This window comes from Curtobacterium oceanosedimentum, from assembly GCF_020297365.1.
In the GTDB taxonomy this organism is placed as follows: Bacteria; Actinomycetota; Actinomycetes; order Actinomycetales; family Microbacteriaceae; genus Curtobacterium.
Genome location: NZ_JAIXIG010000008.1, coordinates 103,838 through 127,273, shown reverse-complemented (window position 1 = coordinate 127,273; position 23,436 = coordinate 103,838). Strand labels below are relative to the sequence as shown.

General features: G+C 72.3%; 18 protein-coding genes. 17 read left to right on the top strand and 1 reads right to left on the bottom strand.

Features of this window, described 5'->3' with window-relative positions:
* The first annotated feature begins 5 nt into the window (after nucleotides 1-5).
* From LEL83_RS05565 to LEL83_RS05545, 5 genes are all read left to right on the top strand, one after another.
* Nucleotides 6-977, top strand: coding sequence for an AAA family ATPase (locus LEL83_RS05565; protein ID WP_225558060.1), 972 nt, complete (start codon nucleotides 6-8; stop codon nucleotides 975-977).
* A 98-nt stretch (nucleotides 978-1,075) separates the two neighbouring features.
* A complete protein-coding gene (locus LEL83_RS05560) occupies nucleotides 1,076-2,389 on the top strand; it encodes a DUF58 domain-containing protein (RefSeq protein WP_225558052.1) in 1,314 nt (437 codons plus the stop codon).
* Nucleotides 2,386-4,857, top strand: coding sequence for a TgpA N-terminal domain-containing protein (locus LEL83_RS05555; RefSeq protein ID WP_225558051.1), 2,472 nt, complete (start codon nucleotides 2,386-2,388; stop codon nucleotides 4,855-4,857). The genes LEL83_RS05560 and LEL83_RS05555 overlap by 4 nt, the downstream gene beginning before the upstream one ends.
* On the top strand, nucleotides 4,854-7,112 hold the full coding sequence (locus tag LEL83_RS05550; protein WP_372454440.1) for a zinc-ribbon domain-containing protein: 2,259 nt from the start codon (nucleotides 4,854-4,856) through the stop codon (nucleotides 7,110-7,112). Before LEL83_RS05555 ends, LEL83_RS05550 begins: the two co-directional genes overlap by 4 nt.
* A gap of 115 nt (nucleotides 7,113-7,227) precedes the next feature.
* Entirely contained in the window at nucleotides 7,228-7,977 is a 750-nt protein-coding gene (locus LEL83_RS05545) for a hypothetical protein (protein ID WP_225558049.1), read from the top strand.
* 37 nt (nucleotides 7,978-8,014) lie between these two features.
* Here LEL83_RS05545 and LEL83_RS05540 read toward each other — a convergent pair whose 3' ends face one another.
* On the bottom strand, nucleotides 8,015-9,007 hold the full coding sequence (locus LEL83_RS05540) for an asparaginase (protein WP_225558048.1): 993 nt from the start codon (nucleotides 9,005-9,007) through the stop codon (nucleotides 8,015-8,017).
* 55 nt (nucleotides 9,008-9,062) lie between these two features.
* Between LEL83_RS05540 and LEL83_RS05535 the strand changes: the two genes are divergently transcribed.
* From LEL83_RS05535 to rbfA, 12 genes are all read left to right on the top strand, one after another.
* Nucleotides 9,063-9,572, top strand: coding sequence for an OsmC family protein (locus LEL83_RS05535; protein WP_225558047.1), 510 nt, complete (start codon nucleotides 9,063-9,065; stop codon nucleotides 9,570-9,572).
* Between the two features lie 6 nt (nucleotides 9,573-9,578).
* Complete coding sequence (locus LEL83_RS16165) at nucleotides 9,579-10,550, top strand: FKBP-type peptidyl-prolyl cis-trans isomerase (RefSeq protein ID WP_198656002.1); 972 nt, start codon at nucleotides 9,579-9,581, stop codon at nucleotides 10,548-10,550.
* A gap of 2 nt (nucleotides 10,551-10,552) precedes the next feature.
* Nucleotides 10,553-11,674 (top strand): 1-deoxy-D-xylulose-5-phosphate reductoisomerase, encoded by a 1,122-nt coding sequence (gene dxr, locus LEL83_RS05525; RefSeq protein WP_225558046.1) that lies wholly within the window; start codon nucleotides 10,553-10,555, stop codon nucleotides 11,672-11,674.
* A 188-nt stretch (nucleotides 11,675-11,862) separates the two neighbouring features.
* On the top strand, nucleotides 11,863-13,197 hold the full coding sequence (locus LEL83_RS05520) for a M50 family metallopeptidase (protein WP_198656001.1): 1,335 nt from the start codon (nucleotides 11,863-11,865) through the stop codon (nucleotides 13,195-13,197).
* A gap of 34 nt (nucleotides 13,198-13,231) precedes the next feature.
* On the top strand, nucleotides 13,232-14,674 hold the full coding sequence (locus LEL83_RS05515; RefSeq protein WP_225558045.1) for a purine-cytosine permease family protein: 1,443 nt from the start codon (nucleotides 13,232-13,234) through the stop codon (nucleotides 14,672-14,674).
* On the top strand, nucleotides 14,671-15,225 hold the full coding sequence (locus LEL83_RS05510; protein WP_225558044.1) for a cysteine hydrolase family protein: 555 nt from the start codon (nucleotides 14,671-14,673) through the stop codon (nucleotides 15,223-15,225). The genes LEL83_RS05515 and LEL83_RS05510 overlap by 4 nt, the downstream gene beginning before the upstream one ends.
* Before the next feature lie 77 nt (nucleotides 15,226-15,302).
* Complete coding sequence (gene ispG, locus LEL83_RS05505) at nucleotides 15,303-16,436, top strand: flavodoxin-dependent (E)-4-hydroxy-3-methylbut-2-enyl-diphosphate synthase (protein ID WP_225558059.1); 1,134 nt, start codon at nucleotides 15,303-15,305, stop codon at nucleotides 16,434-16,436.
* Between the two features lie 90 nt (nucleotides 16,437-16,526).
* Nucleotides 16,527-18,281, top strand: coding sequence for a proline--tRNA ligase (locus LEL83_RS05500; RefSeq protein WP_225558043.1), 1,755 nt, complete (start codon nucleotides 16,527-16,529; stop codon nucleotides 18,279-18,281).
* 203 nt (nucleotides 18,282-18,484) lie between these two features.
* On the top strand, nucleotides 18,485-19,480 hold the full coding sequence (gene nusA, locus LEL83_RS05495; protein ID WP_198655997.1) for a transcription termination factor NusA: 996 nt from the start codon (nucleotides 18,485-18,487) through the stop codon (nucleotides 19,478-19,480).
* A gap of 67 nt (nucleotides 19,481-19,547) precedes the next feature.
* Complete coding sequence (locus LEL83_RS05490; protein ID WP_198655996.1) at nucleotides 19,548-19,859, top strand: YlxR family protein; 312 nt, start codon at nucleotides 19,548-19,550, stop codon at nucleotides 19,857-19,859.
* Between the two features lie 74 nt (nucleotides 19,860-19,933).
* Nucleotides 19,934-22,771 carry a translation initiation factor IF-2 gene (gene infB / locus LEL83_RS05485; RefSeq protein WP_198655995.1) on the top strand — a complete coding sequence of 946 codons (2,838 nt, stop codon included), beginning with the start codon at nucleotides 19,934-19,936 and terminating at the stop codon, nucleotides 22,769-22,771.
* A 138-nt stretch (nucleotides 22,772-22,909) separates the two neighbouring features.
* Complete coding sequence (gene rbfA / locus LEL83_RS05480) at nucleotides 22,910-23,404, top strand: 30S ribosome-binding factor RbfA (RefSeq protein ID WP_225558042.1); 495 nt, start codon at nucleotides 22,910-22,912, stop codon at nucleotides 23,402-23,404.
* The last annotated feature ends 32 nt before the right edge of the window (nucleotides 23,405-23,436 follow it).

The following is a 23,436-nucleotide window of genomic DNA, read 5'->3' as shown; positions in this document are numbered from 1 at the left end:
CACGCATGAGCATGACCCCGGAGCAGGCCACCTGGTTCGCCGACGTCGCCGGCCGCATCGTGACGAACGTCGAGCAGGTGCTCCTCGGGAAGACCTTCGTGATCCGCCTGGCGGTCACGGCGATGCTCAGCGAGGGACACCTGCTGCTCGAGGACGTCCCGGGTACCGGCAAGACGAGCCTGGCGCGGGCGATGGCGCAGAGCGTGCAGGGGTCCACGAACCGCATCCAGTTCACGCCGGACCTGCTGCCCGGCGACATCACGGGCATCAGCGTCTACGACCAGCGCATCCAGGAGTTCGACTTCCACCGCGGGCCGGTGTTCGCGAACATCGTGCTCGCCGACGAGATCAACCGCGCGAGCCCGAAGACCCAGTCCGCGCTGCTCGAGGCGATGGAGGAGTCCGCGATCACGGTCGACGGCGTCAACCACCGCCTGGCCGCACCCTTCATGGTGATCGCGACGCAGAACCCGGTCGAGCAGGCCGGCACGTACCGTCTGCCCGAGGCGCAGCTCGACCGCTTCCTCATGAAGACCTCCATCGGCTACCCCGACCACGCCGCCACGGTCAAGATCCTCGAGACCTCGTCGGCGCCGTCCGCGTCGGTCCCGCTGGCGAGCGTCGTGCCCGCCGCCACCATCACCGAGATGGCCGCACTGGCCAGGACGGTGCACGTCGACGCCGTGATCGCCGACTACGTCGCCCGACTCGTGGACGCGACCCGGTCCGCCAGCGAGGTCCGGCTGGGCGTCAGCGTCCGTGGCGCGATGGGCCTCATCCGTGCCGCACGGGTGCTCGCAGCCCTGAGCGGCCGCCACTACGTCACCCCCGACGACGTGAAGGCACTGGCCGTCCCGGTCCTCGCACACCGCCTGGTGCTCGACGCCGAGGCGGAGTTCGACGGCGTCAGCGCCCCCAGCGTCATCGCACAGCTCCTGGTCGAGACCCCGCCGCCCGCCGACCGGGCCACGACGTGACGGACCGCCGGCCCGTCTCGACGCGTTCCCGCCGTCCGTCCTCGACGCGGTCGCGTCGTGGCACGACGGCGTACGAGCGCACGGGGACGGTCGCCGGCATGACCAACGTCCGCACCCGCATCGTCGGTGACCGCGACGGGGTCGCGGCCGATGCGGTCATCGGGATCGTGCGTGTCTGGGCGACGGCCTGGAGGCTCGTCAAGCGTGCCTGGGGCGAGGTCTCGTCCGTCGTCACCGGGCTCGGGTGGACGGTCGCCGCGCTCACGCTCGTCGCCTTCGTCGCCGGGTACCGGTTCGGGCTGCGCGAGGTCGTGGTCGTCGGGTTCGCCGGCGCGGTGCTCGCCGTCGTCGCGGCCGTCGCGCTGATCGGCCGGTCGCGCCTGGCGATCCGGATGCGCCTGCCGCAGCACCGCGTGGCCGTCGGTGACGACGCCGGTGTCGTGGTCACCGCCGAGAACCCCACCCGTCTGCCGTCCGTGCCGACGACCGTCGAGGTCCCGGTCGGTTCCGGACTCGTCGACGTCGCGATCCCGGTGATCGGACCGAACGGTTCCTTCGAGCGTGAGGTCCCCGTGCCGACCCTGCGCCGGGGCGTCCTCGACGTCGGACCGGTGACCGGTGTGCGCGCCGACCCGGTCGGACTCGTGCGCCGCGAGGTCGTGTGGACCGCGCGCGAGCAGGTCATCGTGCACCCCCGCACCATCGCGATCCCGTCGACGAGCACCGGCCTGGTGCGCGACCTCGAGGGCCAGGCGACGACGGACCTGTCCCCGTCGGACATCGCCTTCCACGCGATCCGCGAGTACATGCCCGGCGACGACCCGCGCACCGTCCACTGGAAGTCGACCGCCAAGTCCGGCGCGCTCATGGTGCGCCAGTTCGAGGACACCCGTCGGTCGCACCTGGTGATCGCCCTCGGCATCGCGCGCGGCGAGTTCGGCGACGACGAGGAGTTCGAGCTCGCGGTGAGCGCGGCTGCCTCGCTGGGTGCCCGGGCGATCCGCGACGGCCGCGAGGTGTCGGTCGTGGTGTCGCAGCGGACGCCGGAGTTCGCCAAGCGCGCGGTCTACGCCGTCCGCACCCTGCCGACGGTCACGCCCACGCGGCTGCTCGACGACTTCGCCTCGGTGGGGTTGGCGGACGCCTGCCTGCCGATCGCAGAGGTCGCGCGGATCGTCGGGACCGAGACCGAGGGGATCTCGGTGGCCTTCCTGGTCGTCGGGTCGACCGTGGGCCTGCCGGCACTCCGACTCGCGGCGACGCGGTTCCCGGTCGGGGTCGAGGTCGTCGCGGTGATCTGCGAGCCCGAGGCCCAGCCCCGGTTCCTGCGCGTCGCGGGTCTGACCGTCATGACCATCGGCTACCTGGACGACCTCCGGCACGCCCTGCACCGGTCGGCGGCGGCAGCGTGAGCGAGGCACCGGTCGCCGCGCCCTCCCCGCCCGTCGACCGCGCGCGACGCTCGACCCGGCGCTCCGACCGCCGCGACGCACGACGGCTCGTCCCGTTCCGGCTGGCTGGCGGCACGCTCGTGGTGTGGCTGCTGCTGGCGGTGGCGAGCACCTCGTGGTGGCCGATCCACCGCGACGGCGCGATGGTCACGGCAGCGGCGACCGCGATCGTGCTCGGGACGGTCGTCGCGCTGCTCGGTGCGGTGCTGCGCCTGCCGACCGCCGTGGTGGCGATCGCGACGGTCGCGGCCTTCACGGTCAGCGGCGTCCCGGCGGCGGTGCCGAGCCAGGCGAACGGACTGCTGCCCACCGGGCGTGGCCTCGTCGACCTGTTCGCCGGCGTTGCGCTCGGGTGGAAGCAGCTGGTGACCATCAGCCTGCCGGTGGGGTCGTACGAGGCGTTGCTCGTGCCGTACTTCGTGACGCTCCTCGTGGCCACGGTGACGGCCGTGAGCGTGGCGACCCGCGCCTCCAGGCAGGAGCTCGCGAGCATCCCGGCGCTGGTGCTGTTCGCCGTCGGCATCGTGGTCGGACCGAGTCGACTCGACACGTCGATCGTGACGGCCGTGGTGCTGGTCGCGATCGCGCTGGTGTGGGCGTTGACCGTCCGGCACGTGCGGCGGGCCGTGGCGGTGGCGACGACCATCGGGTCCCGCGTGCCGGTCGCGCGGTCGATCGTGCGCCCCGCGCTCGTCGGCACCGGGACCATCGTCGCCGCGGCGGTCGTCGCGACCGGACTCGGCCTCGTCGCGCCGCCGTCGGCCGAGCGCACCGTCGCCCGCACCGACGTCGTCAAGCCCTTCGACCCGCGCGACCACGTCAGCCCGCTGAGCGGGTTCCGGTCCTACGAGGAGCAGGACACCGCGGACGCGCCGCAGTTGCGGGTGTCGGGTCTGCCCGAGGACGGGTTCGTCCGAATCGCCACCCTCGACACGTACGACGGCGTCGTCTACCGGGTGGGCGGCTCCGACGGTGGGACGGCGTCCGGCACCTTCGAGCGCGTGCCGACCGCGGTCGACGTCCGCGGTGCCCGGGGCACGACGGTCGACGTCGGTGTCACCGTCGAGGGCTACCGCGGCGTCTGGCTGCCGACCGTCGGCGACCTGGAACGGGTCGACTTCACGGGGGCCGGCGCGGACGAGACCCGGGGCGCGTTCTTCTACAACGACTCGACGAGCACGGGGGCGGTGATCGGCGGCGTCGACGAGGGCACCTCGTACGAGCTGACGGCCGTGCTGCCCGACCAGCCGACCGAACGGCAGCTCGCGTCCGCCCGACCCGGCGACGCCTCGGTGCCGACCGCGCGCGACGTGCCCGACGCGGTGCGCGACACGGTGGAGTCGACGACGGCGAGTGCGACGACACCCGGCGCGAAGCTGCTGGCGGCACTGCAGTCGCTCAAGCGCAACGGCTACGTCAGCCACGGCGTCGGCGACGACCGGACGAGCCGGTCCGGGCACGGCGCCGACCGGATCCAGGAGCTGCTGACCGCGCCGTTGATGATCGGTGACCAGGAGCAGTACGCGGCGGCGGCGGCGCTGATGGCCGACGAACTCGGCTTCCCGGCGCGGGTCGTCATGGGGTTCACGTCCGGTGGCGACGCCGGTGGTGCTGCCGCGCGCGGTGCATCGGCTGAGCAGGGCGGCACGACGACCTTCCGGGGATCGGACGTCACGGCGCGCATCGAGGTCGACACCGCCCAGTGGGGGTGGGTGCTGCTCAACCCGAACCCCACCGTGCGCGAGATCCCGAACGAGCAGCAGCAGACCCCGCAGCCGGTGACCCGACCGGAGACCGTCGTGCCGCCGCCGCCCGTCGACCGCCAGGACCAGGACCAGCAGGCGCCGCCGGAGAGCGACCGCAACACGCCGCCGGTGCAGCCGCTGTGGTTGCAGATCCTGCTCGCCGTCCTGCCCTGGGCGCTCGGCGTGCTCGGCGTCCTGGCGATCGTCCTGCTGCCCTTCGCCCTGATCGTCGCGGCCAAGCGCGTCCGACGGCGGAGGCGGCGGAACGCCCCGACGCCGCGGGGTCGCATCGTCGGCGCCTGGGACGAGTACCGCGACGCCCTGCTCGACCGTGGCCACGAGGTGTTCGGCGCGGCCACCCGGCGTGAGGCCGTCGCCGGCGCTCCGGGTGCTGGCGGTACCGGCCTCGCTGCCCTCGCCGACCGTGCCGTCTTCGGACCGAACGATCCCGACGCGACCACGGCGGATCGCATGTGGTCGGCCACCGAGGACGCGATCGGCACCTTGCACACGGGTCGGAACCGACGGGAGCGGTTCCGCTCGGCGGTGTCGCTCCGATCACTGCGACGGCCCGGGCGGGTCCGGGGCGGACGCGGCCAGGGTCCGTCGGGGCGCGGCGACTACAGTGGTCCGAGGCCGGACGAGCGTCGTGGACGGCCGAGTGAGGACAGAGGCACCCCGTGATCAGATGCGAACACTGCGGATCGATGCTCCCGGACGGAGCGATCTTCTGCGGTGAGTGCGGTCGCGCGGTCACCGCGGCGGCCAGCCGTCGCCCGGTCGCGCCGACCCCCGTCGAACAGGCACCGCCGCCGCCCCTGCAGCAGCCGGACTCCCACGGGCGCCGATCCGACCCCGCCGCCGACGCCTGGTTGCCCGAGTCGACGCTCGACCCGGCGACCCGCGCGTGGCTGACCGGGGCCGACCGCCGCGGAACCGGTTCGCCGGCCGTGCCGGTGGAGCGACCCGACGCCTTCGCCCCGAGGGAGGCCCCGTCGCACGTGCACGGAGCCGGGTCCGGCCTGACCGACGCAGCCTGGTCCCCGGCGCGCGGCGAGCAGGAGCCGCCCCTCGACCCCAACGCCTACCCGTCCGAGGCCGCCGGCGCCCCGGCAGAGGACGACCCCGAACGCACCCGGCTGGCCCCGGGCAACGGTGCGCCGTCAGTCCCGGCGACGGGCGCGGGTGACGCGTCCCAGCCCGACGACCAGACCAGCTCCGAGCCGAAGTACACCGAGCCGACCTACACCGCGCCGACCTCCACCGCGCCGACCCACGCCGAGCCGGCCGCGCCGGTCTGGGCGCCGCCCGCGGCGACAGCGCCCCCGACGGCAACGGCCGGTCCGTCCTGGTGGGTGGGACGCAGCACCGCCTCGGCTCAGGCCCCGGCCGACCCGGTCGTGCCGCCGATGCCGGCCGCGCCGGACGACGACGGCGCGTCGGACAACCCCGGCCTGTCCGGCACAGGTGACGAGCCGGACGCCGAGCAGGGGATCGACGCCGGTCAGCAGGGGGACCAGGCCCACGACGCCGTCGCAGGCGACCCGGGTAGCCCTGCCGTCGAGCACCCGCCCGTGGTCTCGCCGCCGCAACCGGGCGACACCGCCGTCGTCGAGCCGTTGGTCGACCGTCGCCCGCAGCGGCCGTCCCCCCTCGTGACTCCGGGCATGCACGCGACGACCATCTGCCACGTCTGCGGCAACCAGCTCGAGCCCGACGACATCTTCTGCGGCGAGTGCGGTGCGGTCCGACCCGCCGTGACGGCGGCCTTCACGGGACCGGTCGTGCCCCTGCCCATGCTGCGGCCCGACTGGGCGGCGAACGACTCCGTCGACGTCGCGGCGTCCGACGACGCCGAAGCCCCCGACGGCTCCGGAGCGTCCGACGACGCCACGGCGTCCGACAGCACCGCGGCATCGGACGGCACCGAGGGAACGGCCGGTACGGCCGGCACCACGGCCGGCACCACGGACTCACCCGGCTCGACCGATGCGGACGCCGCAGCCGACACCGACGGCCGGGCCGACGCGCACGGCCTGCGAGCGGCAGACCTGCCGACCGACGTGGAGGGGACGACCGGCTCGGTCGCCTCGTCCTGGTCGCAGGCTCCGACCAGCACCGGTCGCCGGGCTCGGACCGCGACCCCGGACGCGCAGGACGACCGCGACGGCACGAGCACCGAGTCCTCCTCCGCGCCCACGGCGGACGGCACCGATCCCTCCGCGCAGCAGGACGCCGACGAGCGGTGGCCGATCGGTTCGCCGGACGACGCTGCCCAGTCCGACCGTCCGCGCGGTGCACACGCGGCACCCCTGTCCGGGTCGGAGGCCCCGAGCCGCTGGTCCCCGTTCGCCGGCTCGCCGATCCCACCGGTCCCGGGTTCCGCGAACGCGCCGACCTCCGCGCCGGCCGCGACGGCCACCCCCGCGCCCACCGCCGCCCCGCTGCCGCCGATCCCCGGCGCGACGAACCCGGCGCTCTCGCTCCCGCCGCAGGATCGTCCCGCACTCGACGACCGCGCTGCACCCGACGACCGTCCCGCGCCGGTGGCCGGCTCCGACGAACTCGACGAGGACGTCGACGAGACCCGCATCGTGGCGAAGACCCCGACGCACGCCCCCTTCGTGCTGCACTTCAGCACGGGCGAGCGGTTCGGCGTGCACGGGACGGGCCTGCTCGGTCGGCTTCCGCGTCCCCAGCCCGGTGAGCGGTTCGACGACCTGCTGACCGTGCACGACCCGGGCAAGTCGGTGTCGAAGACCCACCTCGAACTCGGTCGCGACGGCGAGGACCTCTGGGTCTCGGACCGGTTCTCCGGCAACGGCACGGTGGTCCGGCACGTCGACGGGTCGATCCGTCGGTGCGAGCCGGGTCGTCGCTACCGCGTCGAGCGCGGCGCCCGGGTCGACATCGGGGAGCAGTTCTTCCTGGTGCAGTGAACACAGGCGGGCCGTCGACTGCTCCACAGACGACGGTCACGCGCCGCAGCGTCGACTTCTCCACAGATGACGGCCACAGCCCGTGGCGACGCGCTCGGGGTGGTGCGATGGCATCGTGTCCCCGTTCCGCGCCCGCTGTCTCGTCGTCGGGGCGGCGTGCGCACTCGCTCTGACGGGACTCCTGGCGCCGCTGTCCGGCGGCCAGCGCTGGGTCCTGTTCGTGGCGGCGGCCTGCTGCGCCCTGGTCGACGTGCTGCTGCACCGGTCGGTGGGCGAAGCGGCGACCGGACCGACCCCGCCCGTGGCCACTCCACCCGTGACCACTCCACCCGTGCTCACTCCGCCCGCTGCGGCCCTCGCTACGGACGAGCAGCGGGCTCACGATGACGGCGCACCGGTCCTCGTGCTCGGCCGTCGCCCCGACGGCACCGCGGTCGAGGTGCCCGAACGGTCGCACGTCGTGGTCGTCGGCAGGGGCGCACTGGCCGCGGCCGTGTTCCGCGGGATCGTCGAGCAACTCCGGCTCGCCGTCGGTGACGCCGGAGCCGCCGGAGCCGCCGAGCTCCGGACGGCCGCGGCGCCGGGTCTGCTCCGCGATGCGGCGGAGGGACCGATGAGACCACTGCCACCGGACACCGCGGCAGCGGTCCGGGTGCAGGACGACGGCCGCCCTCGCGGCACGGTCGTGCTCGTCCCGGGCCTCGGTGCCGTACCGCGGCGGTGGGACGTCACCGTCGAGGTCACGCGCTACGGCTGCTCGGTCCGCCGACACGGCGACCAGCACGCCACGACCGTGTCCCCGGCGCTCCCGAAACTCCCGGTGCTGCACCGGGACCCGGACGCCCCGGGTACGCCGACGGCATGAGCCGGAACGCCGTACCAGCGGCCCAGGAGCAGCGGGGTCAGCGCAGGCCGGCGCCCCGACGGACCTCGCCGACCGGCACGCCGCCGCCGAGCACCTGCTCACCGGTCGCGGCGAGCACCGCAGCGACACCGTCCGCCGCCACCAGGCCGTTGCGTTCGAGCAGGGCGAGCGCCGCCAGGGTGCCGGCGCGCTGCGAACCGTCGAGCACCTTGACGGCGACCGCGGCGCCGCCCGGCAGCCCCATCACCATGACGCCCTCGGCGCCGAGCTTCGCCAGCACCTGCAGGCGCTCGATCGTGACGGTGTTCGCGCGTCCGACGCCGTCGATCGCCCAGGGGTGCGCCAGGACCGCGTCGGTCAGCGCCGCCGAGTCGTCGTCGGCCCGCGCGACGACGCCCGCGAAGCCGCGCGCGAGTCCGCTCAGGGTCAGCGGGAACACGGGGGCGCCGCAGCCGTCGGTGCCGACCAGATCGACGTGCTCGTGCGTGTACTCCTCGACGACGGAGCGGACGCGCTGCTGCATCGGGTGGTCGATGTCCAGGTAGGTGGCCTCGTCCCAGCCGTTCACCCGGCAGGCGGCGAGCATCCCGGCGTGCTTGCCCGAGCAGTTCATCGCCAGGCGCCGCGGACCGTCCATGGTGCGCCCGGTGCCGCGGTCGAACGGCATGTCCGGCGGGCAGCCGAGGTCTGCCTCGACGTGGTCGAACGACTCGAGCATGTGCAGGGCGAGGGCCTGGTGTGCCGCGGTGCCGGCATGGCTCGCCGTGGTGAGCACGAGCTCCTCGTCCGAGAACAGCGCGCCGGCGCGACGGACCGCCAGGGCCTGGAAGGGCTTCATCGTGGATCGCGGGTAGATGCTCGCGGAGACGTCACCCACGGCGTCGAGGACGGTGCCGTCGGGTGCCACCACCACCCCGGCGCCGATGTGTCGGCTCTCGTCGAACCCGGAGCGTTCGAGGACCGCCAGTTCGACGGACCCGTCGGCGGTGAGAGGATGGCGATCAGTGCGGATGTCGGGGCTCACCGTCATGCCGCCATGCTAGCCAAGCCGCACGACGCCCGACGGCACCGAGGAAGGACCACCCGTGCACGACCACTCCTACGAAGTCGCCGTCAGCTGGACCGGAGACCGGGGGACCGGCACCTCCGGGTACCGCGACTACGGCCGCGAGCACGTCGTGTCCGCGGTCGGCAAGCCCGACGTCCCCGGTTCCGCCGACCCGACCTTCCGTGGCGACCGCGACCGGTGGAACCCCGAGGAGATGGTCCTCGCCGCGCTGGCCCAGTGCCACATGCTCAGCTACCTGCACGTGGCGGTCACCCGGGGGTTCACGGTCGTCGACTACCACGACACCGCCACCGCGTCCCTCACCCTGAACCGCGACGGGTCGGGGGAGCTGACCAGCGCCACACTGCACCCCGTCGTCACGATCCTCGAGGCGGACCGCGTCGCCGACGCCGAGGCCGCCCACGCGACCGCCAACGAGCTCTGCTTCATCGCGCGCTCGGTCGCCTTCCCGGTGCACCACGAACCACGGACCGTCGTCCGTGCTGCGTCATCGGCAGGGAACTCGTCGGATGGTGGGGCACACTAGGTTCTCGTGAAGCGTCTCCGCCTGCTCCCGATCGCCATCGTCCCCGCCGTCGTGCTGGGACTCGCCGCCTGCTCCGGCCCCGGCTCGGACGGGTCCTCGGCGTCGCCGACCCCGTCCGCCAAGGCCACCGCCTCGGCGATCACGTCGTGCCCCGACCCGGGCGACTCCTCCGACGCCATCACGGCGAAGGGCGCGTTCGGCAGCGGTGCCGCCCCGAAGGTCTCGTTCGACAAGGGCCTGTCCGCGAAGACCCCGGAGGCGACCCGGCTCGTGAAGGGCACGGGTGCCGCGCTGGACGACGGCGACTACGCGCAGGTGTCGTACAGCGTCTACGAGGCGTCGGACGCGAAGAAGCTCGGCACCGTCGGCTTCGACGAGGGCAACCCGCAGGTGCTCTCGGTCGGCGGGTCCGGCTTCGGTGCGCTCCTGGCCTGCTCGAAGGTCGGCGACCGGTTCGCCGTGGTCGGACAGTCCTCGGCGCTCGGGTTCAACACCGGCGGCGAGATCGTGGTCGTGGCGGACGTCGTCGCGCAGACCCCGACCAAGGCGAACGGCACCCCGCAGGACCAGGACCCGGGCCTGCCCACGGTCGAGGACAAGAAGTCCGGCGAGCCGGAGATCACCATCCCCGACGGCGTGAAGGCGCCCACCAAGACCACGGTCGAGGTGCTCAAGCAGGGCGACGGTGCCACGATCGCCGACGGCGACACCGCCCTCGTGCAGTACAAGGGCGTCGTCTACGACACCGGCAAGGAGTTCGACTCCTCGTGGTCGAAGGGCGTGCCGACGACCTTCACGATCTCGGAGAGCGCGCTCATCAAGGGCTTCGTCACCGGGCTCGTCGGCCAGAAGGTCGGCTCGCAGGTGCTGATCGTCGCGACCCCGGAGGACGCCTACGGCGCGAACCCCCAGGAGGGCTCGGGCATCCCGAAGAACGCCACGCTCGTCTTCGTCGTCGACGTCCTCGCCAAGGGCTGACCGTGACCGGGGGCGCTGACGACGTGCTCGGCAGCACCGGCCCGGGCCGGCGACGCATCGTCGTCCTCGGCAGCACCGGGTCGATCGGCACGCAGGCACTCGACGTCGTCGCCCGCAACCCCGACCGCTTCGAGGTCGTCGGCCTCACGGCCGGCAGCAACCGGGACCTCGTCGCCGAGCAGGCCGAGCGCTTCGGCGTCCGCCACACGGCGTTCGGCGCGCAGGACGCGGAACGCCTGGTCCGGAGCGTCGAGGCCGACGTCGTGCTGAACGGGATCACCGGTTCCGTCGGGCTCGGCCCGACCCTCGCCGCACTCGAGAGCGGTGCGACGCTGGCCCTCGCGAACAAGGAGAGCCTGATCGTCGGCGGCCCGCTCGTGCAGCAGGCGGCCGCGCCCGGCCAGATCGTGCCGGTGGACAGCGAGCACTCGGCGATCGCGCAGGCCCTGCGGTCGGGTGCGGACACCGAGGTCCGGCGGCTCGTGCTCACCGCGAGCGGCGGCCCCTTCCGCGGGCGCACCCGCGAGCAGCTGACCGACGTCACCCCGGCACAGGCACTGGCGCACCCGACCTGGGACATGGGGCTCGTCGTCACGACGAACTCCGCGACCCTGGTGAACAAGGGACTCGAGGTCATCGAGGCGCACCTGCTGTTCGGCGTCCCGTACGACCGCATCGACGTCACCGTGCACGCGCAGTCGATCGTGCACTCGATGGTCGAGTTCGTCGACGGCTCCACCATCGCGCAGGCGTCGCCGCCCGACATGCGGCTGCCGATCGCGCTCGGCCTGGCCTGGCCGGACCGCGTCCCCGGCGTCGGCGTCCCGTTGGACTGGACGACCGCCAGCACGTGGACCTTCGAGCCGCTCGACGCCGACGCGTTCGGTGCCGTCGCCCTCGCCAAGCGCGTCGGCGAGCTCGGCGGCACGTTCCCGGCCGTCTTCAACGCCGCGAACGAGCAGGCCGTCGCCGCCTTCCACGCCGGGGCGATCGGCTTCCTCGACATCGTCGACACCGTCGAGCGCATCGTCGACGAGCACACCGCGGGGGAGTCGTCCCTCGACGGCGTGCTGGCGGCGGAGCAGTGGGCCCGCACCGCGGCGGACCGCGCGCTGACCCGCTGACGCGAGTCGCGCCTCCCGTTCGCATCGGCGTCGGCAGATCGCGTCCGTGACGCACAGGCCTGGGCCCACACCGCCGGTTCCGGCGCGACGCGTCAGCGGCGGGACGGCCGTGCCGGTGGGGAGAGGCCCGCCTCACCTCCCAGACGGCGCTCGGCTCCGTCATGGGATCGGTCCCGTACCCTTTCCCGGTGACCGTCGAATCCGTCCTGCTCTTCGTCCTCGGCGTGGTCGTCTTCATCATCGGCCTGCTGGTCTCGATCGGACTCCACGAGCTGGGGCACCTGTCCTTCGCGAAGCTCTTCAACGTCAAGGTGACGCAGTACTCGCTGGGCTTCGGCAAGGCGATCTGGTCGTTCCGCCGGGGTGAGACCGAGTACGGCATCCGACCGATCCTGCTCGGCGGCTACATCTCGATGGTCGGCATGCTCAAGCCGCGTGCCTCTGGTCGTGCCAACGCCATCACGAACACCGGCATGTACGGGGCGTTCGTGCAGGACGCCCGACAGGCCAGCGCCGAGCAGATCGCGGACTCGGGCGGCGACGACTCGCGGGCCTTCTACCGGCTCACCCCGTGGAAGCGGATCATCGTGATGGTCGCCGGTCCGGCCATGAACCTGGTGATCGGCATCGTGCTGTTCGGCGTGCTGCTGTGCGGGTTCGGTGCCCCGACCACGACCTTCACGTCGAGCGTCGACTGCGTGCTGCCGACCAGCCAGGCCACCGAGTGCGCCCCGGGCGACGAGGAGTCCCCGGCGAAGCAGGCCGGCATCCGGTCCGGCGACGTCGTACTGTCGGTGAACGGCGAGCAGGACCCGACCATCGCGCGGGTCTCGCAGGTCTTCCAGCGGTCGGCGGGCGAGCAGGTCACGGTCGTGGTGGAGCGCGACGGGGCCGAGAAGACGCTCGAGATCACGCCGGCGACGGCCACCCGCGACGTCACCGACGCCGAGGGCAAGGCGGTCGAGGGCGACGACGGCACCACGAAGACGCAGCAGGTCGGCGTGGTCGGCGTCAGCATCGGGCAGTCCCTGGTGCGGCAGTCGCCGGCCGAGGTCCTGCCCGCGACCGGCGCCCAGATCGCCGCGTCGGCGCACCTCATCATCGACCTGCCGCAGCGCCTGGTGGCCGTGTGGAACGCGGCGTTCGGTGCCCAGGAACGGTCGCAGGACAGCCCCGTCTCGGTGGTCGGCGTCGGTCGGGCCATCGGCGAGGTCTCGTCGATGAGCGGCGTGCCCGTGGTGGACAAGGCCTACACGATCCTCGGGCTCCTCGCCTCGCTCAACATCGGCCTGTTCGTGCTCAACATGGTGCCGCTCCTGCCCCTCGACGGCGGGCACATCGCGGGTGCCCTGTGGGAGGCGATCAAGCGCCGTGCCTTCCGGCTCGTGGGCAAGGCCGACCCGGGGCCCATCGACCTGGCGAAGACGATGCCGCTGACGATGGTCGTCGTGGTGCTCCTGGCCGGCATGAGCGCCCTGCTCATCTACGCCGACCTCGTGCGCCCGGTGGACCTGTTCGGGTAGCGGGGCGACTCCGCCGGAGCACTACGCTCACTCCATGAGCACAGCTCCGGAAGTCCGCGCCGTCGAACGGCAGGGCCTCGACGTCATCGCCGAGTCGGACCGGAAGGGCACCCCGCGTGGCCTGTTCTGGCCGTGGTTCGCGGCGAACATCTCCGTCCTCGGCATCGCCTACGGGTCCTTCGTCATCGGGTTCGGCATCTCGTTCTGGCAGGCGACCATCGTCTCCGTCGTCGGTGTCGCCTTCTCGTTCCTGCTGTGCGGCATCGTCGCGATCGCGGGCAAACGCGGCTCGGCCCCCACGATGGTGCTCAGCCGCGCGGCCTTCGGCGTGCGCGGGAACCGGGTGCCGTCGTTCCTGAGCTGGGTGCTCACCGTCGGGTGGGAGACCTCGCTCGCGGCCCTGGCGGTCCTGGCGACCTCGACGGTCTTCACCGAGCTCGGCTGGGACGGCGGCGTGCTGACGAAGGTCGTCGCGCTGATCGTCGTCGCGGCGCTCGTCGTCGGCGCGGGCGTCGCGGGCTTCGACGTCATCATGCGGCTGCAGACGTGGATCACGGTCATCACGGCGGTGCTCACGGTCGTCTACATCGTGCTCGCGGCGCCGTCCGTCGACCTCGCCGTCGTCGGTGCGATGCCGTCCGGTAGTGCCCAGCAGGTCATCGGCGCCCTGGTGCTCGTGATGACCGGCTTCGGCCTCGGGTGGGTGAACGCCGCCGCCGACTACTCGCGGTACCTGCCGCGTGCGGCGTCCACCCGTGGGGTCGTCGGGTGGACGACGTTCGGCGGCGCGCTCGCCCCGGCGGTCCTGGTGGTCTTCGGCGTCCTGCTCGCCGGGTCGTCGGCCGACCTGAACGCCGCGATCCAGGGCGACCCGATCGGCGCCCTGACCTCGATCCTGCCGGTCTGGTTCCTGGTGCCGTTCGCGATCGTCGCGATCCTCGGGCTCGTCGGCGGCGCGGTGCTGGACATCTACTCGTCCGGGCTCGCCCTGCTGAGCGTCGGCGTGCGGATCCCGCGTCCGGTCGCCGCCGGGGTCGACGGGCTGTTCATGGTCGCCGGCGCCGTCTACATCGCGTTCTTCGCCGAGAACTTCATCATCCCGTTCCAGGCGTTCCTCATCACGCTCGGCGTGCCCATCGCGGCGTGGGCCGGGGTCTTCGTGGCTGACGTCGTGCTCCGCCGCACGGCGTACGCCGAGGCCGAGCTCGACGACCGCCGCGGGCGCTACGGCGACGTCCGGTGGGGCGCGATCGCCCTGGTCGCCGTCGGCACGGCGCTCGGCTGGGGCCTGGTGACCCTGGCGTCACCGGCCTGGCTGAGCTGGCAGGGCTACCTGCTCGGACCGCTCGGGCTCGGTGGCCGTGGGGGACCCTGGGCCTACGCCAACCTCGGCGTCCTCGTGGCCCTGGTCGTCGGGTTCCTCGGCACGCTCGTCCTCGCCCGGGGGTCCGTCCGTCGCCAGGAGTCCCTGCGATGACGGTGCCCGCGGACGCCTGGCTCGTCGTCGTCGACATGCAGCAGGTCTTCACGGGGGAGAGCCCGTGGGCAGCCCCGCGCTACGACCACGCCGGCGCCGGCATCGAACGGCTGCTGCCGCGGTTCACCGCCCGCACGGTGTTCACCCGCTTCGTCGCACCGTCCGAGCCGCAGGGGGCGTGGGTGCCGTACTACCGGGACTGGCCCTTCGCGCTCGTCCCGGACGCCGACCCCCTGAACGCCCTCACCGAGCCCTTCGCGTCGGCCGCCGCGGACCGGGACGACCCCGTCGTGACCGAGCCCACCTTCGGCAAGTGGGGGACGGGCCTCCAGGCCGTGGTCGGGGACCACCCGCACCTGGTGCTGACGGGCGTGTCCACGGACTGCTGCGTGCTGTCGACCGCACTCGCGGCGGCCGACGCAGGCGCGACCGTGACCGTCGTCGCCGACGCGTGCGCCGGCGCGAGCGACGAGGACCACGAGCGGGCACTCGCGGTGATGCGGCTCTACGCGCCGCTCATCACCGTCGTCGACTCCGTCGGCGACGTCTGAACGGACCCGCGGCGACCGGACCCGGCGAGGTCAGACCGAGCGCGTAGAGTGCACCCGTGCCCGCAGTGAACCTCGGTATGCCCAAGTCGCCCGAAACCCTCGCCCCCCGTCGCCGGTCGCGGCAGATCCGGGTCGGCAAGGTGCTCGTCGGCGGTGACGCGCCGGTGTCGGTGCAGTCGATGACCACGACGCCGACGACGAACATCAACGCGACCCTGCAGCAGATCGCCGAGCTCACCGCCTCGGGCTGCGACATCGTCCGCGTCGCCGTCCCCAGCCAGGACGACGCCGACGCGCTGCCGATCATCGCCAAGAAGTCGCAGATCCCGGTGATCGCCGACATCCACTTCCAGCCGAAGTACGTGTTCCAGGCGATCGACGCCGGGTGCGCGGCCGTTCGTGTGAACCCCGGCAACATCCGCAAGTTCGACGACCAGGTCGGTGCCATCGCGAAGGCCGCCAAGGACGCCGGTGTGAGCCTGCGCATCGGCGTGAACGCGGGTTCGCTCGAACCGAGCCTGCTGCAGAAGTACGGCAAGGCCACGCCCGAGGCGCTCGTCGAGTCGGCGGTGTGGGAGGCCAGCCTGTTCGAGGAGCACGACTTCCACGACTTCAAGATCTCCGTCAAGCACAACGACCCGATCGTCATGGTCAAGGCCTACCGCCAGCTCGCAGCGGCGGGGGACTGGCCCCTGCACCTCGGCGTGACCGAGGCCGGGCCGGAGTTCCAGGGCACGATCAAGAGCGCCACGGCGTTCGGCATCCTGCTGGCCGAGGGCATCGGTGACACCATCCGCGTGTCGCTCTCCGCCCCGCCGGCGCAGGAGGTCAAGGTCGGCCTGCAGATCCTGCAGTCGCTCAACCTGCGCGAGCGCAAGCTCGAGATCGTCTCGTGCCCGAGCTGCGGCCGCGCCCAGGTCGACGTCTACCAGCTGGCGAACGACGTCACCAAGGGGCTCGAGGGCATGACCGTGCCCCTGCGCGTCGCCGTCATGGGCTGCGTCGTCAACGGCCCCGGCGAGGCGCGCGAGGCCGACCTCGGCGTCGCCTCGGGCAACGGCAAGGGGCAGATCTTCGTGAAGGGCGAGGTCATCGCGACCGTCCCGGAGCGCGAGATCGTCGCCACCCTGATCGCCGAGGCGAACCGCATCGCCGACGAGATGGGTCCGGCGGCCGCCACCGGGTCCGTCCAGGTCATCACGACGCCCTAGGCGCGACCACCCGTCCGTCGTCACGGTGGCGACGGAGCCGCGGGCACGGCGCGACCCGCGCCGCCCGCGCGCCGCCGCTAGGCTTGGCGCGTGGTCACTCGGCTTTCGCATCTGTTCCTCCGTACGCTCCGCGACGACCCCTCCGACGCCGAGGTGACGAGCCACAAGCTGCTCGTCCGCGCCGGGTACGTCCGTCGCCAGTCCCCGGGGATCTTCGCGTGGCTGCCGCTCGGCCTGCGGGTGCGCGCCAAGATCGAGGGCATCATCCGCGAGGAGATGGTCGCCGCGGGTGCGCAGGAGGTCCTGCTGCCCGCGCTGCTGCCCCGCGAGCCCTACGAGGCGACGAACCGCTGGACCGAGTACGGCGACGGCATGTTCCGGCTGCAGGACCGCAAGGGTTCCGACTACCTGCTCGCCCCCACGCACGAGGAGATGTTCGCGCTCCTGGTGAAGGACCTGTACGGCTCGTACAAGGACCTGCCGGTCACGCTGTTCCAGATCCAGGACAAGTACCGCGACGAGGCACGCCCGCGAGCCGGTCTGCTGCGCGGCCGCGAGTTCACGATGAAGGACGCGTACTCGTTCGACCTCACCGACGAGGGCCTCGAGCGCAGCTACCAGATCATGCGCGACGCCTACGAGCAGATCTTCGCGCGCCTCGGCCTGGAGTACGTGATCGTGAAGGCGGACGCCGGCGCGATGGGCGGCTCGAAGTCCGAGGAGTTCCTGCACCCGATCGGCGTCGGCGAGGACACCTTCGTGCGCAGCGCGGGCGGCTACGCGGCCAACGTCGAGGCGTACGTCACCCCGGTGCCCGAGGCCCGTCCGGTCGAGGGGCTCCCCGAGCCGAGCACCCTGCCGGCGTCGGACACCCCGACGATCGACACCCTCGTCGCCCACGCGAACCAGGCCGCCCCGCGCGAGGGTGCCCCCTGGACGGCGGCGGACACGCTGAAGAACGTCGTCCTCGCCCTGACCCACCTCGACGGCACGCGCGAGGTCGTGGTCGTCGGGCTGCCGGGTGACCGCGACGTCGACCTGAAGCGCGCCGAGGTGGCGTTCGCGCCGGCCGAGGTCGAGGCCGCCGGCGACGACGACTTCAAGAAGCACCCCGGCGTCTTCGTGAAGGGCTACATCGGCCCGCAGGTCCTGGGTGCCGACAGCCCCTCGGGCATCCGCTACTTCGTCGACCCCCGCGTGGTCGACGGAACGAGCTGGATCACCGGCGCCAACGAGCGCGGCGTGCACGTCTCCGGCCTCGTCATGGGCCGCGACTTCACCGCCGACGGCGTCGCCGAGGTCTCGGACGTCCGTGCCGGTGACCCGGCGCCCGACGGCTCCGGCCCGCTCGAGACCGCTCGTGGCATGGAGATCGGTCACGTCTTCCAGCTCGGCCGCAAGTACGCCGAGGCGCTCGGGCTCAAGGTGCAGGACGAGAACGGCAAGCTCGCGACCGTCACGATGGGGTCGTACGGCATCGGCGTGACGCGCATCCTGGCGATCCTGGCCGAGGCGCACAACGACGAGAAGGGCCTGGTCTGGCCGAAGAACGTCGCGCCCTTCGACGTGCACGTGGTCGCCACGGGCAAGGACGCGGTCGCCTACGACCTGGCGACGGACATCGTCGCGCAGCTCGAGGGCGAGCGCTTCGAGGTCGTCTACGACGACCGGCCGAAGGTCTCGCCCGGCGTGAAGCTCCGCGACGCGGAACTGCTCGGCATGCCGATCGTCGTCGTCGCCGGTCGTGGTGCCGCCGACGGCGTCGTCGAGCTCTGGGACCGCGCGACGGGCGACCGCCGCGACGTCCCGGTCGCCGAGCTGCTCGACGCGGTCCGCGCGATCTAGACGCGATCTTCGACGGACGGGCGCGCCCCGCTCAGCGGTGACGCGCCAGCGTCACGCGGGGCGCGCCGACCGAGCTTGCGAGGGAGGGGTGCCAGCTGGCCACGGGCCTCCCGTCCGTCTCGTGGTTCTGGGGTACGCTTGTGGCCGACTTCTGCGACGGTTCCATCCGCAGGAGCGACTCAGCTGAATACGGAGGCACCTCGGTGAAGATCGATCTCGCAGTCCTGCGACTCATGGAGCGCGAGCGGGAGATCCCGTTCGACGAACTGGTCCAGATCATCGAATCTGCCATCCTGACCGCGTACCAGAAGCACGCCGACGAGAACGGCGAGCCGGCCCACCCGCAGTCGCGCGTCGAGCTCGACCGCAAGTCCGGCGAGGTCAGCGTCTACGTCCCCGAGCTCGACGACGAGGGCACCGTCATCGGTGAAGCCGTCGACCAGCCGAGCGACTTCGGGCGCATCGCGGCCTTCGCGGCGAAGCAGGTCATCAACCAGCGCCTGCGCGACATCGGCGACGACAAGATCCTCGGCGAGTTCCGCGGCAAGGAGGGCGACATCGTCGCGGGTGTGGTCCAGCAGGGCCCGAACCCGAAGATGGTGCACGTCGACCTCGGCACGATCGAGGCGATCCTGCCCCCCGAGGAGCAGGTGCCGGGGGAGTCGTACACGCACGGCTCCCGCATCCGCGTCTACGTGACGAGCGTCGCCCGCGGCAACAAGGGCCCGCAGATCACGGTGTCCCGCACGCACCCGGGCCTGGTCCGCAAGCTGTTCGCGCTCGAGGTGCCCGAGATCGCGTCCGGCGTCGTCGAGATCACCTCGCTCGCCCGCGAGGCCGGGCACCGCACGAAGATCGCCGTCAAGGCGAACGAGCCCGGTGTGAACGCGAAGGGTGCCTGCATCGGCGAGCTCGGCGCACGTGTCCGGTCCGTCACGAACGAGCTCGGTGCCGAGAAGATCGACATCGTCGACTGGTCGTCCGACCTCGCGTCGTTCGTCGCGAGCGCGCTGTCGCCCGCCAAGGTGACGAGCGCCTTCGTGCTCGACGCGTCGACGAAGGCCGTCCGCGCACTCGTGCCGGACTACCAGCTGTCGCTCGCGATCGGCAAGGAGGGGCAGAACGCCCGCCTCGCCGCGAAGCTCACCGGCGCGCGGATCGACATCCAGCCCGACTCCGTCATGGACGGCGAGGACTAGGCGATTTCGCCTCCGGCGTGCCCCGCGAGGGCGCGCCGGATCGCGGACGTCCGAGGCAAGGAGTACAGTGGTCCCCGTCAGAACGTGCATCGGCAGTCGTCGTCGCGCACCCCGATCCTCCCTCCTCCGAGTCGTCGCCCTGGGCGACGGACGCGTCGTGGCGGATCCGAAGGCAGTCATGCCGGGCCGGGGAGCATGGCTCACACCGACGGTCGATGCCTACGATCTGGCCGTCAAGCGCAGGGCCTTCCGCCGTGCACTCCGGCTGGATCGCGATCCCGACACGTCCGCGGTGCTCGACCACATCGCCGGTCTCCCAGAGGCCACGACCGAGCGCCAGGACATGACAGAACAGGCTGAACGGCTTATGGACAACTGATGAGCGGCTCGAAATGAGACCCGTCATCCATTGAGTCCTGCCCCTTCACGGGGTGGGACCCGTGAAGGAGAACAGTGGCTAAACCACGCGTACACGAGATCGCAAGCGAGCTCGGCGTCGACAGCAAGACCGCACTCGAGAAGCTCAAGGAGCTCGGCGAGTTCGTCCGGGGTGCCAGCTCGAGCATCGAGCCCCCCGTGGCTCGGAAGCTCCGTGCCGCCCTGCAGGCAGACGGCGCCCCCGCCGCGAAGCCCGCCGCCTCGGCGTCCGCGCCGAGCGCACCGGCCAAGGCCAGCGCGCCGAAGTCGAGTGCCCCCAAGCCCGGCGGCCCCCGCCCGGGTCCGGCCCGTCCGGCTCCGACCCCGGAGCCCGAGGCTCCTGCAGCACCCGCTGCCGACGTGCCGACCCCGGCCGCGCCGAAGTCGGTCGCCCAGCGACAGGCCGAGGCCGAGGCTGCGCAGAAGGCCCGCGCCGAGAAGCAGGCCGCCGAGCAGCAGACCGCCGCGTCCACCGACGCGGCACCGAAGTCCGACGCGGTGAAGCCGGGCAGCAGCCCGAAGCCCCCCGCGGCCGGCCCGAAGCCGGGCGGCCCCAAGCCCGGCGCGCGTCCGGGCAACAACCCGTACTCGTCGAACCAGGGCATGGGCTCGCGTCCGCCGCGTCCCGGCAACAACCCCTACTCGTCCAACCAGGGCATGGGCCAGCGCCCTGCCGCCGGCGCAGCCGGTGGTGGCGGCATCCCGCGTCCGCAGCCCCCGCGTCCGGGCACGCCCCGTCCGGGTGCTCCGCGTCCGGGTGGTCCCGGTCAGGGCAACCGTCCCAACGGCTTCGGGCAGCGCCCGGGCCAGGGTGGCGGCCGTGGTGGCCCCGGTGCCCGTCCGGGTGCCGGCGGCGGTGCCGGTGGCGGCTTCCCGCGTCCGGCGTTCAGCGGCCCGCGTCCCGCCGGTGGCGGCGGCCGTGGTCGTGGCCCCGGTGGTGGGACCGCCGGTGCGTTCGGTCGCGGTGGCGGCAAGAGCCGTGCCCGCAAGTCGAAGCGGACGAAGCGCGCCGAGTACGAGATGCGGCAGGCGCCGTCGCTCGGCGGTGTGCAGGTCCCTCGCGGCGACGGCAACACGGTCGTCCGACTCCGTCGTGGTGCGAGTATCTCGGACTTCGCGGACAAGATCGACGCCATGCCCGGCAACCTGGTGACGGTGCTGTTCCACCTCGGTGAGATGGCGACCGCGACCGAGTCGCTGGACGAGGCCACGTTCGAGGTCCTCGGTGACGAGCTGGGCTACAAGATCCAGATCGTCTCGCCGGAGGACGAAGACCGCGAGCTCCTCGAGGGCTTCGACATCGACATCGACGCCGAGTACGCCGACGAGGACGACTCCGTCCTGCAGCAGCGTCCCCCGGTCGTCACCGTCATGGGTCACGTCGACCACGGTAAGACCCGACTGCTCGACGCGATCCGGAACTCGAAGGTCGTCGAGGGCGAGGCCGGTGGCATCACCCAGCACATCGGTGCGTACCAGATCGTCACCGAGCACGAGGGCATCGAGCGCCCGATCACCTTCATCGACACCCCGGGTCACGAGGCCTTCACGGCCATGCGTGCCCGTGGTGCCCAGGTCACGGACATCGCGATCCTCGTGGTCGCGGCGGACGACGGCATCATGCCCCAGACGATCGAGGCACTGAACCACGCGCAGTCGGCCGGTGTGCCGATCGTGGTCGCGGTGAACAAGATCGACAAGGAGGGTGCGAACCCGGCGAAGGTGCGTCAGCAGCTCACCGAGTACAACCTGGTGGCCGAGGAGTACGGCGGCGACGTCATGTTCGTCGACGTGTCCGCACGGCAGAACGTCGGCATCCAGGACCTCCTGGACGCCGTGCTGCTCACCGCGGACGCCGGGCTCGACCTCCGTGCGAACCCCGACAAGGACGCCCGAGGCGTCGCGATCGAAGCACGGCTCGACAAGGGCCGCGGTGCGGTGGCGACCGTCCTCATCCAGTCCGGCACGCTGCACGTCGGTGACGCCATCGTGGCGGGCACGGCGTACGGCCGCGTCCGTGCGATGACGGACGAGAACGGTGTCTCGGTCAAGGCCGCGACGCCGAGCCGTCCGGTCCAGGTGCAGGGTCTGTCCTCGGTGCCCCGCGCCGGTGACACGTTCCTCGTCACCGAAGAGGACCGCACCGCGCGCCAGATCGCCGAGAAGCGTGAAGCCGCCGAGCGCAACGCCCAGCTGGCCAAGGCCCGCAAGCGCATCTCGCTCGAGGACTTCACCCGTGCACTCGAAGAGGGCAAGGTCGACTCGCTCAACCTCATCATCAAGGGTGACGTCTCCGGTGCCGTCGAGGCGCTCGAGCAGTCGCTCCTGGACATCGAGGTCGACGACAGCGTCCAGCTCCGCATCCTCCACCGCGGTGTCGGTGCGATCACGGAGTCGGACATCGACCTCGCCACGATCGACAACGCCATCGTGGTCGGCTTCAACGTCCGTCCGGACGTCAAGGCCCGCGAGCGTGCGGCGCGCGAAGGCATCGACGTGCGCTTCTACTCGGTCATCTACAACGCACTCGAGGACATCGAGCAGTCCCTCAAGGGCATGCTCAAGCCCGAGTACGAAGAGGTCCAGTCGGGTGTCGCCGAGATCCGCGAGGTGTTCCGCTCCTCGAAGTTCGGCAACATCGCGGGTGTCATCGTCCGCTCCGGCACGATCACGCGCAACGCCAAGGCGCGTGTCATCCGTGAGGGTGTCGTGCTCGCCGACGGACTGGCGATCGAGTCGCTCCGTCGCTTCAAGGACGACGTCACCGAGGTCCGCACGGACTTCGAGGCCGGTATCGGTCTGGGCAAGTTCAACGACATCCAGATCGGTGACGAAATCGAGACCACCGAGCTCGTCGAGAAGCCGCGCGACTGATCGTGTGACTCCCTGGGCCCCGACCCTGCCGAACGGCAGGGTCGGGGCCCGACCCCGTTCCACGGGCCCGACCCCGTTCCACGGGTACGACCCCGTTCCACGGGCCCGACCCCGTTCCACACACCGAAAGAGGACCCCATGGCCGATCCGCAGCGCGCACGCAAGATGGCGGACCGCATCAAGGAAGTCGTCGCACGTCGACTCGACAAGGGCCTGCGGGACCCGCGACTCGGGTTCGTCACGATCACCGACGTCCGTGTCACCGGCGACCTGCAGCACGCGTCGATCTTCTACACCGTGTACGGCACCGACGAGGAGCGCGCCGACTCCGCCGCGGCCCTCAAGGCCGCGACCGGCATGCTCCGGTCCGAGGTCGGCAAGAACATCACCGCCCGGCTGACCCCGTCGCTCGAGTTCATCGCGGACGCCCTGCCCGAGACCTCGGCGCACATGGAGGACCTGCTCGTGCAGGCCCAGATGCGTGACGAGCAGGTCCGGGCGGCGTCGGTCGGCGCCACGTACGCCGGCGACGCCGACCCGTACAAGCGCGACGAGGACGACGAGGACACGGGCGACGCCGGCACGGACGACGACACGGACGACGACGACACCGCGGGGACCGCTCGCGCCTGAGCGGGTCGACACCGCGGGCTCGTCCCGCGTCC